Here is a 17,031-nt window from a genome sequence, read left to right on the forward strand (position 1 = left end):
CGGGAGAACATGTCTTCAGATGCAGGACATGAGATTATGGTCAGCCGGAGCATTCAGACGGAAGGAACCTTCGGAGATCTTAAAGAAAACTACAGATACAGCCGATTGAGACGCCGGGGACTGGAAAACGTAAAATTTGAGGTGCTTATTGTGGCCATGGGACACAATATTAGAAAATTAAACAACATAAATCGGATGAGTTGCCCAGAACTCGAACGTTATGGAAAATTAAAGGAGCAGAAAAGCGAAATCTGAAAAAGATTATAAACAGTCTTTTTGAGTTTTGGCTCTTTTCAGTGCGTTCAAAAATTGACTTGAGCGGAAAAACACATCATAAAACAGGATTGAATCAGATAAAAAGCATAGAAAAAGGGGCTGTAAATCTCGCTGATGAAAAATCAGTCGAAATTTAACAGCCCCTTCTTTTGTTAGGAAGTCTTAAAATGTCAGAACATTCTAAATATTGTCAAAAAATATGGTTAAAATAAAATTGTTACTGTCAGATTTATGTTGAAATTTCGGGGATATTTCATGGATATATTCGAAAACGACATAAATAATGACGCTTTAATGAGTACACTTTCCATGAACAGAGAAAGAGAAGTGATTCAGAATTCTGGTAATTCTTAGGAATTGAATAGCAGAAACCAAAGTGAAAATGAACGAAATTTAAGATTGCCAAATATTCTGTTAAACAATTCAAAACCTGCTTAAAAGCGGTTTCGCTTTATGCCAAGATACTCTCAACCATTTCAAAAGTTCAGTTACGAAAATTAAAACGTTCAGGGAAAGTGAAATAGAAAACAGAAAGGAAAAAACTATGAATTTTGATAATCTGGAAAGTCCGCTGGCTGTTCTTGAAGAAGACCCATTTGCCGCTTCGGCCGGCAGTCAGTACAGTTATAAGCCTAGAGTCGATGTAAATGCTGCGATTACTCCGGTAGCTGAAATGGAGCATAAGGACAATTACCAGCTTGCATTACGAAACTTGCCGGAAGTGAAATCTCTGACCAATGAGATCGATATCTCCAATCCGAAAACAATTCAGTCTTTTGGTGCGAAAGCCGGGGATGGAATCAGCCGGGTTTCCAGTCAGCTGCTGACGAATACCGATGCGATTCGTTCCAAGGAAATTTCGGAAATGATGGTCAATCTGACCAGTGTCATGAAAAAGTTTGATGCAGCTGAACTGAACATGGAAGATGCGATGGGAAAAAGAGGAATCTTTGGTAAGATTCGAAACAAAGCCAAGGAATCCATTGAAGGCATTGTGGCTAAGTATGACAACCTGGCTAGAGATGTAGATAAGATTTCAGGAACCTTAAATCGATATATGGTTGATATCGATAACTCCAATGCCACCCTCGAAAAGCTGTATACCGAAAACTCAAAGTATTTTAAGGCACTCGAATGTTATGTCGTTGCAGCCGAAGTCGGACTTGAAGAAATTCAGGACAAGATGAATGAAATTCAGACAGCCCCTGGCATGTCTGAAGAACAGAAGAGCTTTATTACCCGTAAGCTGCAGGATAATTACTATCTGCTTGAACAAAGAAAGGCTGACCTGCAGACAGCGGAGATGGTTTCTCTGCAGCTGCAGCCAACTCTGGCCATGATGATGCAGTCCAATTATCAGCTGATGGGTAAGATCAACACCTCATTTATCGTAACTCTGCCTGTGTTTAAAATTTCCTTAACCAATGCGATCATGCTCAAGCGTCAGGAAATTCAAGCATCGAGTATTGCGCAGCTCGATCAGGCAACCAATGAGCTTCTGTTAAGAAACGCCAATAATACAGTGACCAATTCGAAAAACATCGCCCGTATGGCCAATACAACAGGAATTAAAATCGATACTCTGATGCAGGTTCAGAATACGATTATGAATGGGATCACAGAAGTCAATGAAACAATGAAGGCTTCTTCTGAACAGCGCAAGCAGGATTCGGCTGAACTGACGAAAATGGTCAGCGAAATGAAACAGAAAGGTTTCGGAGGATAAATCATGGCAATTGAACTGGATCTCAATAAGGAAATTCAGCTTGATTTAAACAAGGGAATTACACTCGATCTTGAAAAAGGAGACTTCGTCAACCTGTCCAAAAACCGCCTGGATGACAGTCGGCTTCGAGCTGGCTGCGGCTGGAATTGCCGAATGGTTGAAAAGCGAGGATTCTTTACGACAAAAAGAGTCATGGAAGATGTGGATCTTGATCTGATCTGTGTGCTTGAAGACGACAGAGGACGAGTTCTTGATCGGGTCTTCTTCAATAATCGGGAAGTACGAGGTCTGCGGCTCGATCAGGATGACCGTTCTGGATCCGAGGGCTATAAGGATGTGGACAGAGAATGCCAATCCTTAAACAAGGATAATGAAAATATCATGATTCGTCTGGACCGGATTCCCGCCAATGTGGCCCAAATTCGTATTGGGGTTGTGATCTACAATGAACTTCGTAAAAAGAAGGGGCTGCCGCTTCATACTTTTGCGATGATCGACAATGCCTATTGCAAACTGGTCGATGAAACAGGCAGAAGAGTTCTCTGTTCAGTAAAAATGTCAGAAAAAGGAAACAATGCGACTGCGGTGATGATGGCTGTTTTAAAACGCTATCAGGGTCAATGGATGTTTGAGGCAGCTGAAGAATATTCCAATGCGAATGTAATGACTTTCTAGTCCATTGAAGTTAACCAATGATTCATAAGATTTTCAGCAGTCAAGTCGGCCCATACGCTTTTAAAAATCAATATACAATTGATGAAAATATAAAAGGGATGGCAGCGGCACAAGCTTAAACCATCAGAGAAATCAGTAATTAACCGGAATAGTCCGGTGAAAGGAGAAAATTATGGATTTCAGTTCTTTAAATTTTCCTGGAGGAAAATCTCCCGATTTTGGCAGCAATGCAGCTGCTCCAATCAGTCTTGATCTTCAAAAGGGATTTACTCTCGACTTGAGTAAACCCAATGGCGCATCCTTATCGGAAGTCAGAGTCTCTCTGATCTGGGATCCAGTGATCCAGGGAACCGATGTGGATATCGATCTGTCCGCTTTCCTGCTTCACAATGGAAAAATCACCAGCGCAGCAGATGTAGTTTACTTCAATACACCAAAAAATGGTCCAGCTTCTTCCTATGTTCTTCATTCCGATGATTCAAGAACAGGCGCTGAAGCGAGCGGTGATGATGAAGATGAATGGATTCAGGTCAATCTTGACCGAGTTCCAGCCAATGTCACCAGCATCGTATTTGTAGCGAATATCTTTAACTATCAGATAAACAATCAGACCTTTGGTGTCGTACGCTCTTTGGCAAGAATCACCGATTCAGCCACTTCAAAACGCCTGGCCGATTTTGCATTGAGCAATGATTATGCAACGGATTCAGCCATTATTTTAGGCGCTGTAGAAAGACAGAATGGTTCCTGGGTATTTAATACCATTGGTGAAGGCATGATGGCTGACCTGAATGGAATGCTTGCCCGCTTTCAGTAGTTTTTGATTTCTGATTACGAAATTCAAATTTTTTATGAGGGAATGAATATGATTAATTTTTCTGGTTTTTCTTCACAAGGTGCCTCTTCGCCAAAAAAGGCAGAAGATAATGGCCTGTTTCTTGATCTGAATAAGGGGATGACTCTGGATCTGGTCAAGGAAGATGGACAGAATCTTCATAAGGTGGATGTTGGTCTGGCCTGGGATCCAGCGAACACCGGCAAGGATGTAGACCTGGATCTGTCTGCTTTCTTTTTGCACCGCGGACGTGTTCTTTCTTTAGATGATGTGATGTACTACAAAGCTTCGCCTGCTGCAGCCTGCTTTCGATATGCAGAGTATTCGGGAGACAGCCGGGATGGCAGTGAAGCAGATGGTGATGATCCGGATGAATTCATCAAGGTGGATCTGGACCGGATTCCGGCTGATATTGATCGAATCGCTTTTGTGGTCACGATTTATGATGCCTTAAGAAGCAATCAGACTTTTGGTGTTGTGCGTTCTTTAGTGAAGATTGAAGATGGGGTGAAGGGAAAAAATCTTGCAACCTATCGGCTCAATACTGACAATTCGGTCGATACAGCGTTTATAATTGGAGAGTTGGTCCGTGAAAATCGCGGCTGGAGCTTCAAAGGCATTGCTGAAGGCCGGGATGGGGATCTGAATGATCTGCTCAGGCTCTACAGCTGAATGAAATTCATGGATCCGATGATAAAAAGGAGCTTTTTATTAAGTAATGGAAAAAGACAAAATTATTGGTCTGACTTCAGCTGAGGCTGAAGAAAGCAAAAAGAAGTTCGGAACGAATGCTCTTTCCGTAAAGGAAACCGAAACGTTCTGGGATATGTATAAGGATGCCTTTAATGACATCTGGATCAAGATTCTGTGTGCCGCCTGCATTCTGCAGCTGATCATCTATGTCTGCAGCTTTATCTGGCCGGCCTATTTTCACCAGGATCTGATTGAGATTCTTGGTGTTGTTGTAGCGATTTTTCTGGCAACATTTGTCGGCACCCTGCAGAATTACAAAAACAATCAGCAGTTTAATGTGCTTCAGGCAGAAGCCAGCAAAATCAAGACAAAGGTTTACCGTGACGGCAGGATTCATGAAATGCCAATCGATGACATTGTCAAAGGCGATGTGATTCTGCTTCAGGCGGGTGATCAGGTTCCAGTCGATGGAGTTCTCGTCAAAGGAAGCTGTAAAGTCAATCAGGCTTCCTTAAATGGTGAAAGCCGCGACGAAAGCAAGGAAACGCCAGATGGTCCGATCGATGTAAACATCAAGTGTGAAGATTTTGCCAATCCAAACTGGATTTTCCGTGGATCTGTTGTGACAAGCGGTGAAGTCCTGGTTGAAGCTGAAATTATCGGAGATCATACCGTTCTTGGTGGAATTTCTGAAGCGCTTGGTGAAACCAGCAAACCTTCTCCTTCAGCAGAGAAGATGGAAATTCTGGCAGGTCAGATTGGAAAACTGGGTGTAGCTGGGGCAGCATTAGCCGTTGCAGCCAACCTGGTCTTTGAAATCATGGGAATGGATAATTATGCTTTTGCAAGCATGGTTGCCCTAGCCATTCAGAATGTGATGCTTTTTGTTTCCATCATTATTATGGCGGTTCCGGAAGGTCTGCCATTGATGTCGGCTCTGGTTTCAAGCATGAACAGCGGCCGCATGCTCAAGGAACACATTCTGGTTCGTCACTCCGACAGCATCGAAACAGCCGGTTATATGAACCGTCTGTTCTCAGATAAAACAGGAACAATTACTGAAGGGGTTCTTTCGGTGGTTGACTGGATTTCCGGAGATGGAAAAGTTGTATCCAATATTGATGATTTAGGATATGAACTTAAGAAGGAATTGATCAATGGTATTGGATTGAATAACGATGCCATCAGTTCAGATGGAAAGGCGATCGGTTCCAATGGTACTGACCGCGCCTTGATGAATTATCTGATTTCCTTACAGGAAGATTCGATTGACCGCTCGGTAATCATTGAAAAGGAACCTTTTGATTCGCAGAAGAAGTTTTCAAAAGTTATCCTGCAGGATTGCTCTTATCTCAAGGGTGCGCCTGATTTCTTTATTGATCAGTGCCGCTACTATATGAATGCAAATGGGCAGGTCGTTCCATTTACTGATGCTGACCGGGCCGCTGTGGATAAGACCATGCATGAACAGATGGCGCGATCGATGCGTCTTCTTCTGATCATGAAGGAAGATCAGGAACATGGACCCTATATTTATTTAGGAATTGTATGTATCCGTGACAATGTCCGTTCTGATGTAGCTCAGACCGTAAAAACCATGAAGACGGCCGGATGTGAAGTTGTTATGGTCACTGGCGATAACGCTGAAACGGCCACGGCAATCGCTAAGGAAGCAGGCATTTTACAGAGTCCAAAAGATATCGTTCTGACTTCGGATGAGCTTGAAAAGATTGATGATGAAGAACTCAAGAAGATCCTTCCGGATCTGCGGGTTGTCAGCCGTGCAAAACCAATGGATAAAAAACGTCTGGTAGATCTGGCCCAATCCCTTGATTATGTCGTTGGAATGACCGGTGATGGAGTCAATGACTCTCCGGCGCTCAAAGCGGCTGATGTCGGATTCTCAATGGGTGATGGAACATCGGTGGCCAAGGAAGCTTCTGATATCGTGATTGTAAATAACTCATTAACGAGTATTTCCAATGCGCTGAAGTATGGAAGAACGATGACCAAATCAGTTCAGAAGTTCATCATCTTCCAGCTGACAGTCAATGTGGCCACGATTCTGATGAATATCGTTGCTCCATTCCTTGGATTTACTGAACCATTTACGATTGTTCAGATTCTGTGGATCAACCTGATCATGGATACGTTAGCTGCTCTTGCCTTTGGTGAAGAACCAGCGCTCGATCGCTATATGAAGGAAAAACCGATCAGTCGAAAGGCTCCGGTTCTGACCCGTTATATGATTGAATCAATTGCGACTGCTGCAATCTATATCACGATTGTCTCCAGCATCTTACTCAAAGCGCAGAGTTTCCTGATCAGCATTGGATTGAATACTGAAGCTGAAGTTCGGACATTTGTCTTTACTTTCTTCATCTACGCGGTTATCTTTAACTCGTTGAATACCCGTTCGAGTGGATTCAACCTGTTTGAGCATATTTCAGAAAACAGAAAGTTCATGGTAGTCATGACATTGATTTTCGTTCTGCAGACAGTATTAATTTACTTTGCAGGGGCGATTTTCAATACGGTGCCAATCTCTATGCCGGCTCTGTTTACCGCAATGGGATTTGGATTTCTGATTATTCCGGTTGATATGCTTAAAAAGTTAGTTGTTGGATCCTATAAAAAGATCGCTCATTAAGCGAAATTTATAGGGATAACATCATCACGAACAAAACCATACCTTAGGTTGAGCGGATCTGATTATTCAGGTCCGCTCAATTTTTAGGTGTCGATTCATTTCTTTCGAAAGCCATAAAGGAAAAGCTCAGAGTCAGATGCACAGGCATCATGTCTCTGAGCTTTCCGGTTTTATTGGAGGGGAAAACAGAATTTATAAGTTTTCTGGCTGCAGTTGATTTAAACGTTCTTTTTCTTCACGGTTTCTTTCATATTCTCTGGTCTTTTCATAAACCGATTTAAGTCCCTTAAAGATCAGATTTGGATCGTAGACATCAATGTCGTCGGTGTAATCACAGATCACACGTCCTAAGCCTCCAGTGGCAATCACTTTAAAATCTTCGCCGGCTTCCTTGCGGAAAGCTTCAACCGTTTTTTCAAAACCGCCTAGAAACTGATAGAAGATTCCAGCCTGCATTTCGGTCTGAGTGTTGCGGGCCATGACCGTTCTAGGTTTTTTAATTTCGACTTCAGGCAGCTGAGCTGTCTGACCCCAGAGGGCATTGGCGCCGCTTTCGATCCCTACGCTGATTACACCAGCTTTAAAGCAGCCTTTGGCATCAATGTAATCAAAGGTGGTTGCCGTTCCAAAATCAACGACCAGGACAGGTCCGCCGTATTCATAAAACGCACCGGCGGCGTCCGCAATTCGATCGCTTCCAACGGAGCGTGGGTTTTCAAGCTGAACAGAAATTCCAGTTTTGACACCTGGGCCCATGATCATCGGTTCAATGCCGATAAATTTAACGATTCCATTTCGGAAAGAGTGCATGACTTTGGGTACAACACTTGAGACGATCACACCTTCCACATCTTCGACATGGATGTTTGCGTTATCGAGAAAGTTCTTGATCATATAGCCGTATTCATCGCTGGTTCGTCGGACTTTGGTGTTCATACGATAGGAGCTGATAAGCTCATCCTGATCAAAGAAGCCGATAGTGATATTCGTATTTCCTACGTCAATGCAGATGAGCATATTTATTTTTCTCCTTTTTTGATGGCAAGCATTTCCTCAAGAATTCGCTTGCCGAGTTCCTTCTTGTCCATTTTCGGAAGATGTTCAATTGAATCTTTCTTTAACAGGGAAACAATATTCGTGTCGGTCTGAAACCCGGCTCCTTTAGTGGACAGGTTATTGGCGATCAGAAGATCACAGTTTTTCTTTTCCAGTTTTTCTCTGGCATTTTCATCGAGATTCTGGGTTTCCATCGCAAATCCACAAAGAACCTGCGAAGGAGTTTTGATTTCACCGAGTTTTTTTAGAATATCCGGATTGCGGACAAACTCAACAATCAGGTGATCATCTGACTTTTTGATTTTCTGATCGGCTGATGCCTTAGGCCGGTAGTCTGCTACGGCTGCGGCCATGATGATGAAATCAGCATCAGCAGCTTCCTTTAAGACGGCTTTTTCCATATCGATGGCCGAATGGATGGACACCATTTTTACATCAGGTAATGGATCCAGGCTGACCGGACCGCTGACCAGCACAACATCAGCTCCCATATCCCTGGCCTGGGCAGCAATCGCATATCCCTGTTTTCCGGATGAATGGTTGGATATGAAGCGGACTGGATCAAGAGGTTCCTGGGTTGGACCGGCTGATACAAGGACTTTGAGCGTTTTCAGCGGTTTGAACTCATCGGCATCGCTGACTTTTAAAGATTCATCTTCTGATTTTTGATCCAGAACAGAGAAGATGGCTTCAATCAGTTCTGGCGTTTCTGGAAGACGGCCTTTTCCCTGATCAATACAAGCTAATCGGCCATAAGCCGGATCAAGAATATGCCATCCAAATTCTGCAGCAATTTTCAGGTTTCTCTGAGTCACTGGATTTTCAAGCATATGGGTATTCATGGCTGGGCAGATCAGGATCGGACAGGTGGCAGCCAGAAGAGTGCTGCTGACTAAATCATCTGCAAGGCCTGTGGTCATCTTGGCAATCAGATTGGCGGTTGCTGGAGCGCATAAAATCAGATCGGCCCATTTTGCCAGATTGATATGGGGTATGGCATCCCGTCCTTCATCATGAAACATATCGGAATGAACTGGCTTATGAATCAGAGCTTCAAAGGTTGCCGGGGCAACAAACTCCTTGGCATGAGCAGTCATCATGATTTCAAGATTTACATCGAGTCTGGAAAGTTTGCTTACTAGATCGCAGATTTTATAAGCTGCGATACCGCCGGAAACGGCGATCAGAATGTTTTTCTTTTTCATAATTTATAGACACTTTTCTTAAGCTTATTAAAAGCTTTGGATATTTTCTTTGTTTTTTTAAAGGCAATCAAGATCAATTTGAATATTTTTCAATTTTTGACCCAGGTTTTGGATCCTCTGAATATCTTGTAGTTATTATAAGACATTTACAGACAGGGGTTTCATCGGAATGAAATGGTTGATCTGTTGGATTGACGAATGATCATGGTTTTGCGCGAATACCGTTTCAGTCTGGTGGCTTAAGAAAATAAACACATTCGATTTGTGAAGAAGTACATTAAAAAATAAGGTAAACTGAGCATATGAATATACTTGTGGCCTGCGATTCATACAAAGGATGTATGTCATCTGCACAGGCAAATCAACAGATAAAAAAAGGACTGATTGCTGCAAATCCTGAGCTTGAAGTTTCAACGTTTGAAATTGCGGACGGCGGAGAAGGAATGGTTGATGCTTTTGTCGAAGCCAGTCAGGGACAGATTCGAAAAGCGAGCTGCTTTGATTTATATGGACGAAGGATTATCGTCCACTATGGCTATGATCCAAAGACCAGGACGGCCTGTGTTGAAGCGGCCAGCTGTCTTGGTCTGACGCTGTATCCTAAGGAAAGAAGGCAGCCACTGGAGACCTCTTCCTATGGCCTTGGAGTACTGATCCGGGAAGTGATCAAAACGGATGTTGAAACCCTGATCATTGGACTTGGAGGAACAGGAACCAATGATGCGGGTATGGGAATGCTTGAAGCTTTTGGAGCTGTTTTCTATAACAAATCCCGCCGCAGAATTCATGCTTCAAGTGGAACGCTCAATCGAATTGCCTTTATTGATAAGAGTCATTTTCATTTTCCAGGTCAGATTTCACTGGTTGCAGCCTGTGATGTCAATAATCCACTGCTTGGAGAACAGGGAGCGACGTTTATCTTTGGCAAACAGAAGGGTCTGAGCAAGATGGAGCAGTATCGGACCGAATCAGGAGTTTCACATGCGGCAGACAAGATTGAGCAGACGTTCCATGTCGATATTCGAAGTAAGCCAGGCAGTGGAGCTGCTGGAGGACTTGGCGGAATGCTTATAGGAGTATTGGATGCTAGAATGGATCCTGGTCTTGAGATTCTGGCCCGGATCGGCCAATTTGAAGAGAAAATTCAGAATGCGGATTTAGTGATTACCGGTGAAGGTCAGAGTGATCTTCAGACTTTATATGGAAAAGCTGTTTTTTCCGTGGCGCAGATGGCGCAGGCTCAGAATGTCCCGGTAATTGTACTTTCTGGAGCTCTGGGTGCGGGGTATGAGAAACTGTACGATTATGGAATCTGCGGGATTTTTTCGACAGCTGATCGAGCTATGACTTTTCCAGTTGCTATCGCCCAGGGGCCTCAGAAACTTGAGCAGGCTGCTTTTTCATTGATGAAGCTGATTGATGCAATCAGCGCACTGACGAAGAAAAAAAGCGTTTCAAAGACAGAAGTTTTATCAAAGGATGACCAAAACTGAAGAAATCGGGATCACAATCCCCTTTGATTCAGAGATCAGGCTTTATACTTTGAAAAGAGGTTTTGAACCCATTTTTATGGTCTGTTGATACAGACTTAATCTGGAAAGGGGATTAATTATGAAACTGAAAAGAGCGATCAGCTCGCTGGTTGTCCTGTTTCTTGGACTGTTTATGATTGCAGGCTGTTCTTCACAGAAGCCATTTGAGACTAAAGATGTTTCGATGAGTGAAGCGGCTCAGATGATGGATGAAGGGCAGACATTTGTGCTTCTGTTTGAGCGGGATAACTGTCCGTTTTGTTCAGCGATGAATGAATATATCGAAAAGACCAAAAAGGAGCATCCGGGTCTGACTGTATGGAAGGTGGATGCGACTTCTTTTGAAATGTATCGGGAAAACGAAGGAGATATGACGCTGATCTCCAACACGGATGATGGTAAGGCGCTGCTTAGCCGTTTTCCGTATTATCTGTATACACCGGCCATCTATCTGATTAAAGATGGAGTACCTGAGTCTGTTGGAGTTGGCTTTGATGAAAGCAAGGGAACAGTCTCTGTGTGGGATACGAATTCCACTATCCAATGGGATCAATCCAAGCCGGAAGATCTGTGGACCTTTATTGAAAAAGGACAACCGCAGCAGAAATCGGCTGCAGATCAGGGTCAGGATCAGAAAACTGATGAATCGAAACCGGAGCAGGATCAAAAACAGGATTCTTCTTTGCAGCAGCCTCATGAAGAATCAGTTCCTGAACAGGAAGAACCTCCAGTTGAGGCAGAGGCTCCTGTCACTGAAGAAGAACCTGTGATCGATGAAAGTGCTGTCGTTGAAGAATCGGATGGAGCCGCTGAAGAAGAAACGGTTTATGATGAATCTGTTATAGAGCCACAGAGTGAACAGGAATTCATTGAAGAAGATCCTGAGCAGGTTGTTGAATAAAGTCAAAATCTTATTTACGCATTGGTCTGATGACTGATGCGTTTTTTTTTTTATTTTTTATTTTTTTGATTGGCTGCTCTGGAATCGTTCGTTAGTTTTTACGAAATAAAAGAACTGCAGAATAAATCGGCTGACAAGAAACAGGTGAGGTTTCATTCGCTTTTGAAACAAAATGAATCAAAATGCTATAATGAAAAAACGGAGGGAGTTTTTGTGAAACAGACTGTAAAGGAACTAGAGAATAATATTTATTTCTGGCAGAAACTGGATACGCTGATGCTTTCTGGAAAGCTAGTTATCGATCGGCCCAAAAACAGTGCGCATCCAGATTATCCCAATATGATCTATCCCGTTGACTATGGATATTTGAAAGATACCCTGTCTTCCGATCAGGAACCCATTGATGCTTTCAAGGGAACGATCCGGACCAATCAGGTTACACAGATTGCGGTTGCTGCAGACATTCTGAAAAAAGATTGTGAAGTTAAACTTCTGATTGGCTGTACTGAAGAAGAAACACTTGATGTGATGAAAATGCTTAATGGAACAGAATTTCGTAAAGCGATTCTGATTCGCCGGGGAAACAGCGCCCCGAGTTATGCGGAAAGTGATTAAGTTATCAATTGGATGACCAATTGAGCAAGAAATTATTCTCAGCTTTAAAAAACAGATTATAATAAGGTTACGTTACATATAGTTGGAGGACATGAAATGGAACTCAAGGATTCAAAAACCTGGGAAAACCTTATGACTGCCTTCGCCGGCGAATCTCAGGCTTACACAAAATATCAGTGGTTTGCTAACCAGGCTAAAAAAGAAGGTTATGTATATCTTACAAACATCTTCAATGAAACTGCTGCAAACGAAAGAGCTCATGCAAAAGTATGGTTCAAATACCTCAATGGTGGTGAAGTGCCTTCTACTCTTGACTGCTTAAAAGCTGCTTATGCAGGTGAAGACTATGAATATACAGAAATGTATGCAGACTTCGCTAAAGTTGCTAAAGAAGAAGGATTCAACGAAATTGCTAAACGTATGGAAATGATCGGTGAAATCGAATCTCACCACAGAGATCGTTACCAGGATATGATCAATCTTCTTGAAGCAGACGTAATGTTTGAAAAACCAGAACCTGTAACCTGGATCTGCCTGAACTGCGGTTATCTGACTAAAGCTAAAACTGCACCAAAAATTTGCCCAGTTTGCAAACACCCACAGGCTTGGTTCGAAGTTGTTGTTGACTACAACCAGTGCCTTGGAACTCCAGAATAAGGTAAAAACAATCTTATAAATTTTGTATTGAGAAGGCCGTCGATTGACGGTCTTTTTCATTCAATGACGTTTGATTATTGCTTAATGTTGAAGCTTGCCTATTGAGGTTTAATAAGATGAAGGAAACATATGGAAAACTGACTGGTACAGCCAATCTCAGAAAAGGATTTTGTGGAAGACAGGCACTTGAGTTTTTAAAGATGGGATATACTCTCAAGGAAATTCATGGGGACAAACTGATCAGATATGAATCAGGAAAAATTTATATGAGTGGTAAAAACTGGACGACCAGGATGACATCTGAAGATTTCTTGGATAGTTTCTCTGAATCCGAATTTTCAATCAGTCAGAACTCAGAGGAAATCAACGATCAGAAAGATGAAGAATATTACAGATGGAGAGCAATGAAGCAATAAACCTATAAAGAGGTTAAAATAAAGACGAATAGTAAAATTAAAGAAAGCGGCGATTTTAGTCTGAAGAGGAATTATTTATGAATGATAGAATGGGACCTCCGCCAATACCGGCCATGGCTCCAGAAACTAATGAGAGTCTGACAAGATCGATGATCGATCAGGAATCAGAAAGCCGTGCGATTTCTGATTCACTTAAAACTTTGTGGGTTTATATTGGATCGCAATTCTTAATCTCGTTTGCCCTCTCATTGGTTCTTGGTTTTTTTATGGGCTTTTTCTTATCTGTCTTTTTACCTTATACGGGAGACTCTATTTACGAAGTGACGACAAATGTTGTCTTACTTGGTGCAACGGCAGCCAGTGCGATTGCTGCTATAGCTTATGGAAGAAAAGCGTTTGGAATTCAAATCGAAAAGACTGAGTTTTCGCCGGTAAAAAACTGGATGGACTATATCAGGAAAACCTGTATGTGTTATTCCCTTACGGTACCTCTGCTGGTCCTTGTTTCTGGGATTTCTCTGGTTTTAGAACTGTTGTTTGGACTTTATATTCCAGAAGCAGGAAATGTCAACTACAGCATTGGGGGAGAGTCAGTTTATTTTATAACGGCGGTAATTGCGGCCCCGATTCTTGAAGAGATCGTATTCAGAGGATTGATATTCAAAGCTCTTAAAAAATACTCACTGTCATTTGCGATGTTTTTTTCTGCCTTGTGTTTTGGGCTGCTTCATATGAACCTCTTTCAGGGAATACCTGTCTTTGCAATGGGGATCCTATTAGCTTATTTTTACCATCAGTCGAACACCCTGTGTCTGCCTATCGGAATCCACATGATTAATAATCTGATCAGCGTTCTGGCCTCGGCTTCTCTGGGAGCAATTAGTACAGTTTTATCCTTTGCGCCGATCGTTTTATGTCTGATTGGATTCTATTTTCTTTCGCAGGAGTGGTCTTCGATCCGGTCCTGCTTTGAAAACAGTGTTCCGGCTAAACCGCTTTGGAATATCACGGCTCATAAGGTATCCTTCTGGCTGTTGGTTGCCTTATTTGGAATAATGTCGATTGTTGTGATTCTTTTTCCTGGAACGATTTAACAGAATATTCTATGAAATAAAAAACTCAGGAAATACAAAAAACTCAGCTGAAAATTGCTGAGTTTTTTGTATGGCGAAAATTGAATCAGTTTTCTGAATGCAGCAAGGATTTCACAGCTTCGACGGATTTCTGATAGCTATCTTCAAGGCGTTGGTGAACCATACCTCTTAGGTGACGCTTATGCGACTCCAGGGTTTCGAGATTGGTTTTTGCTTTTTCAATAAGAGCTTTCTGATCCTCCAGACCAGCGGAAAGTGCGCTCTGGATATGGGTGTGTAAGGATTCGAGTGCTTTCTTATGAGTCTGCATTTCAAGAAGAGTTGTAAATACGTCAGTCGCAAAGAAAACAGTGAATACAGCCATGATTAAACAGAGTACAGGAAAGGGAATCCTGGATACCATTCGATCAAGAATTGGCTGAGCACCAAAGGTAATCACTAATCCAGCTAACCCATACATTGTAGAATTCAGCAGACAGACCCGTCCATGTATGTTGAATGGTTTATCGGAATAATCCCACCACAGACGATGGTAAACTTTCTGCAAATACCAGCTGGTGATGTATTCCAGAACACTGGTCATCCAGAAAGCATTAAAGAAAACCATAAACGGATTCATCGAAAGAGGATCGATGACATAGATAATGAGCAGACAGCCAAATCCAAAGATGGGGACCCAGGGGCCACGGTAAAAACCAGTATTAACAAACCGGTGTTTTTTAAAGCCGACCCAACACCCCTGAACGACCCATCCTCCAAAAGAATAGAGTGCAAAATAGAAATAGGCCCGCATCAGTTGTTCGATAGTAAAATTCATAAATAATCTCCTGACTTTATTCTAAGAAATACGCCAAAATTATTCTTCAACGACACTTTAGACAAAATATAAAAATCGCTGCCGTTTAGCAGCGATTCGGGTTATGCAGGAATAAAAATACCTGGTTCAAGAATTTCTTTGGCGCTCATCACTTTTCTTCGGTTTTTGCAGTTGAAGGAAAAGAGTATATCGTTGGTTGGAGCGCAGCAATTCATATCTTCAAGAATTTGTAGAGTACCGATTTCGTCTTTGAATCGGGAATCCTCTCCGACATAACGTAAATTTTTTCCATAATTCTCTTTAACGAAAATTTCGGCTAATGCAGTATTTTGATCCATAATGACCTTCCTTTCAGTTTCAATAATACGAAAAGCAAATAAAAAAACGGTGCATAAGCACCGTGTCGTTATCAAAAAAAGTGGTGGAGCGTAGGAGGATCGAACTCCTGACCCCCTGCGTGCAAAGCAGGTGCTCTCCCAGCTGAGCTAACACCCCACATATATAAGAAGCAAAGAAATGGTGGGCCTGAATGGACTTGAACCAGCGACCTCACCCTTATCAGGGGTGCGCTCTAACCACCTGAGCTACAGGCCCATTTCTTAATTCCTGATTAATATATCAGATCGAAAGAATGTTGGCAAGAAAAAAAGTTGGATAATATAATGTGAAAAAATGTGAATAAAGATTTATTGCAACTATGATAAAGTCACTATATGAATCCTTTTGACCTCTTAGACCGTGATGCTCACCAGTTAAAAATTCACTTAATCAATGCTCTGAAGATTGGATGTGGATCAGCTCTGGCGATTTTTATTGCTATGGGCTTTGGTTTACCTGGACCGGCTTCGGCTGGAACAATTACTTTACTCACTTTGATTGCACAGACTCGAAAAGATACAGTGCTACTCATCTTAAGAAGGCTTGTTTCATATGTATTTACAGTTCTGATTTGCTGGATTGTCTTTCAGACGGTAGCAGATACTTATATTGCCTATGCAATTTTTCTGGTGATTATTGTATTCTTGTTAGAAATGCTTGGGTGGCAGTCCACACTTTCAGTTAATGCTGTAATCGGTGCCCAGTTCCTGGTTAATCAGGAATTTACATTTGAATTTGCCAGTTATCAGCTGGCCTTACTGCTGATAGGCATTTCTATTGCTTTGATTTTTAATCTTTTACAACCTGATCTGACTGAGAAAGAAAACCTTAAGCTTAGATTAGAAAAAATTGAATGTGAAATGAAGGAGGTTGTATCAGAAGTAGCGCAGTCGCTCCTTCAGAAAGAAAAAATCCACGAAAGACGAGAATACCTTCCAAAACTCCACTCGGACCTTCTGAAAAGCATAGAAGAAGCCTCCCGTTTTCAGAAAAATTCATTCAAATCAGAAGATAAGTGGTTTCTGCCATATTTTGAAATGAGGCTTGAGCAATGTTTGATACTTGAAGAACTTTACGAACATACCCGAAGCATATCTTTAAATCCGCAAGGAACTCATGCGATCGTGGATTATATGGATTCATTGATCGAATTTATCTCAGTTCATGATGAACCAGGAAATAAACTGACTGAATGTCTGGAGTTAAAGAAAGACATCTTAGCGGGGAAATATCGAATGGAAAGCTTTGAAAGTGAAGCAATGCTGCTATTTGTGATTTTTGATGTCGAAAAATTTGTTGAACTGAAGATAGAATTTGTGACCAAGCTTTCTAAAGAGCAAATGGATTCATATAAAAAACTAAAAGAAATTTGCTAAAGCGAGAGTGTAATTTTATCTGTGTAAGTCGAGAGCGTACGGCTCGGCCTGCACAGATTTTTTTTGCGATTTGTGCTTTTATTAAGAAAAGAGGAAATGAAATCATGGCTAAAATCAAACGCAATCCTG

At 41.9% G+C, this 17,031-nt stretch carries 17 protein-coding genes and 2 tRNA genes; 13 read left to right on the top strand and 6 right to left on the bottom strand.

All coding sequences use genetic code 11. From position 1 onward, the window contains the following. The 6 genes from BO222_RS06810 to BO222_RS06835 all read left to right on the top strand — a co-directional run. Positions 1 to 255, top strand: a 255-nt coding sequence (locus BO222_RS06810; protein ID WP_075819583.1) for a transposase, incomplete at its 5' end; no start/stop codon positions are given. Between the two features lie 565 nt (positions 256 to 820). Beyond that, the gene (locus tag BO222_RS06815; RefSeq protein WP_075819585.1) at positions 821 to 2,002 is read left to right on the top strand and encodes a toxic anion resistance protein; all 1,182 of its coding nucleotides are present in this window, start codon (positions 821 to 823) and stop codon (positions 2,000 to 2,002) included. A 3-nt stretch (positions 2,003 to 2,005) separates the two neighbouring features. Beyond that, entirely contained in the window at positions 2,006 to 2,677 is a 672-nt protein-coding gene (locus tag BO222_RS06820) for a TerD family protein (RefSeq protein WP_075819587.1), read from the top strand. A 172-nt stretch (positions 2,678 to 2,849) separates the two neighbouring features. Then, positions 2,850 to 3,494, top strand: coding sequence for a TerD family protein (locus BO222_RS06825; RefSeq protein ID WP_083647717.1), 645 nt, complete (start codon positions 2,850 to 2,852; stop codon positions 3,492 to 3,494). A 48-nt stretch (positions 3,495 to 3,542) separates the two neighbouring features. Further along, entirely contained in the window at positions 3,543 to 4,184 is a 642-nt protein-coding gene (locus BO222_RS06830; RefSeq protein WP_158024571.1) for a TerD family protein, read from the top strand. Positions 4,185 to 4,230: 46 nt separating this feature from the next. Then, positions 4,231 to 6,855 (top strand): calcium-translocating P-type ATPase, PMCA-type, encoded by a 2,625-nt coding sequence (locus tag BO222_RS06835; protein ID WP_075819589.1) that lies wholly within the window; start codon positions 4,231 to 4,233, stop codon positions 6,853 to 6,855. 192 nt (positions 6,856 to 7,047) lie between these two features. On the opposite strand, the gene BO222_RS06840 is transcribed toward BO222_RS06835, so the two are convergent. Further along, on the bottom strand, positions 7,048 to 7,872 hold the full coding sequence (locus BO222_RS06840; RefSeq protein WP_075819591.1) for a type III pantothenate kinase: 825 nt from the start codon (positions 7,870 to 7,872) through the stop codon (positions 7,048 to 7,050). A gap of 2 nt (positions 7,873 to 7,874) precedes the next feature. After that, a complete protein-coding gene (coaBC, locus tag BO222_RS06845) occupies positions 7,875 to 9,116 on the bottom strand; it encodes a bifunctional phosphopantothenoylcysteine decarboxylase/phosphopantothenate--cysteine ligase CoaBC (RefSeq protein WP_075819593.1) in 1,242 nt (413 codons plus the stop codon). A gap of 302 nt (positions 9,117 to 9,418) precedes the next feature. On the opposite strand from coaBC, the gene BO222_RS06850 reads away from it, so the two are divergent. From BO222_RS06850 to BO222_RS06875, 6 genes are all read left to right on the top strand, one after another. Continuing rightward, entirely contained in the window at positions 9,419 to 10,609 is a 1,191-nt protein-coding gene (locus BO222_RS06850) for a glycerate kinase family protein (protein ID WP_075819595.1), read from the top strand. 118 nt (positions 10,610 to 10,727) lie between these two features. After that, positions 10,728 to 11,549 (top strand): hypothetical protein, encoded by an 822-nt coding sequence (locus BO222_RS06855; RefSeq protein ID WP_075819598.1) that lies wholly within the window; start codon positions 10,728 to 10,730, stop codon positions 11,547 to 11,549. 213 nt (positions 11,550 to 11,762) lie between these two features. Next, positions 11,763 to 12,164, top strand: a complete 402-nt coding sequence (locus BO222_RS06860) for an inorganic diphosphatase (RefSeq protein WP_420537277.1) — start codon at positions 11,763 to 11,765, stop codon at positions 12,162 to 12,164. A 96-nt stretch (positions 12,165 to 12,260) separates the two neighbouring features. Continuing rightward, positions 12,261 to 12,821 (top strand): rubrerythrin, encoded by a 561-nt coding sequence (rbr, locus tag BO222_RS06865; protein ID WP_075819600.1) that lies wholly within the window; start codon positions 12,261 to 12,263, stop codon positions 12,819 to 12,821. A gap of 116 nt (positions 12,822 to 12,937) precedes the next feature. Next, positions 12,938 to 13,237 (top strand): hypothetical protein, encoded by a 300-nt coding sequence (locus BO222_RS06870; protein ID WP_075819602.1) that lies wholly within the window; start codon positions 12,938 to 12,940, stop codon positions 13,235 to 13,237. 77 nt (positions 13,238 to 13,314) lie between these two features. Then, entirely contained in the window at positions 13,315 to 14,331 is a 1,017-nt protein-coding gene (locus BO222_RS06875; protein ID WP_075819604.1) for a CPBP family intramembrane glutamic endopeptidase, read from the top strand. A gap of 85 nt (positions 14,332 to 14,416) precedes the next feature. Here the strand turns inward: BO222_RS06875 and BO222_RS06880 are convergent, their stop codons facing one another. The 4 genes from BO222_RS06880 to BO222_RS06895 all read right to left on the bottom strand — a co-directional run bounded on the left by BO222_RS06880 (position 14,417) and on the right by BO222_RS06895 (position 15,742). Beyond that, positions 14,417 to 15,148 (bottom strand): putative ABC transporter permease, encoded by a 732-nt coding sequence (locus BO222_RS06880; protein ID WP_075819606.1) that lies wholly within the window; start codon positions 15,146 to 15,148, stop codon positions 14,417 to 14,419. Between the two features lie 101 nt (positions 15,149 to 15,249). After that, a complete protein-coding gene (locus tag BO222_RS06885) occupies positions 15,250 to 15,486 on the bottom strand; it encodes a hypothetical protein (protein ID WP_075819607.1) in 237 nt (78 codons plus the stop codon). A gap of 81 nt (positions 15,487 to 15,567) precedes the next feature. Then, positions 15,568 to 15,643 (bottom strand) — tRNA-Ala (locus BO222_RS06890). A gap of 22 nt (positions 15,644 to 15,665) precedes the next feature. Further along, a tRNA-Ile gene (locus BO222_RS06895) sits at positions 15,666 to 15,742 on the bottom strand. Between the two features lie 119 nt (positions 15,743 to 15,861). Between BO222_RS06895 and BO222_RS06900 the strand changes: the two genes are divergently transcribed. Further along, a complete protein-coding gene (locus BO222_RS06900) occupies positions 15,862 to 16,902 on the top strand; it encodes an aromatic acid exporter family protein (protein ID WP_075819609.1) in 1,041 nt (346 codons plus the stop codon). Positions 16,903 to 17,031 lie beyond the last annotated feature (129 nt).

It is taken from the genome of Ileibacterium valens, from assembly GCF_001945525.1.
GTDB lineage: Bacteria > Bacillota_I > Bacilli_A > Erysipelotrichales > Erysipelotrichaceae > Ileibacterium > Ileibacterium valens.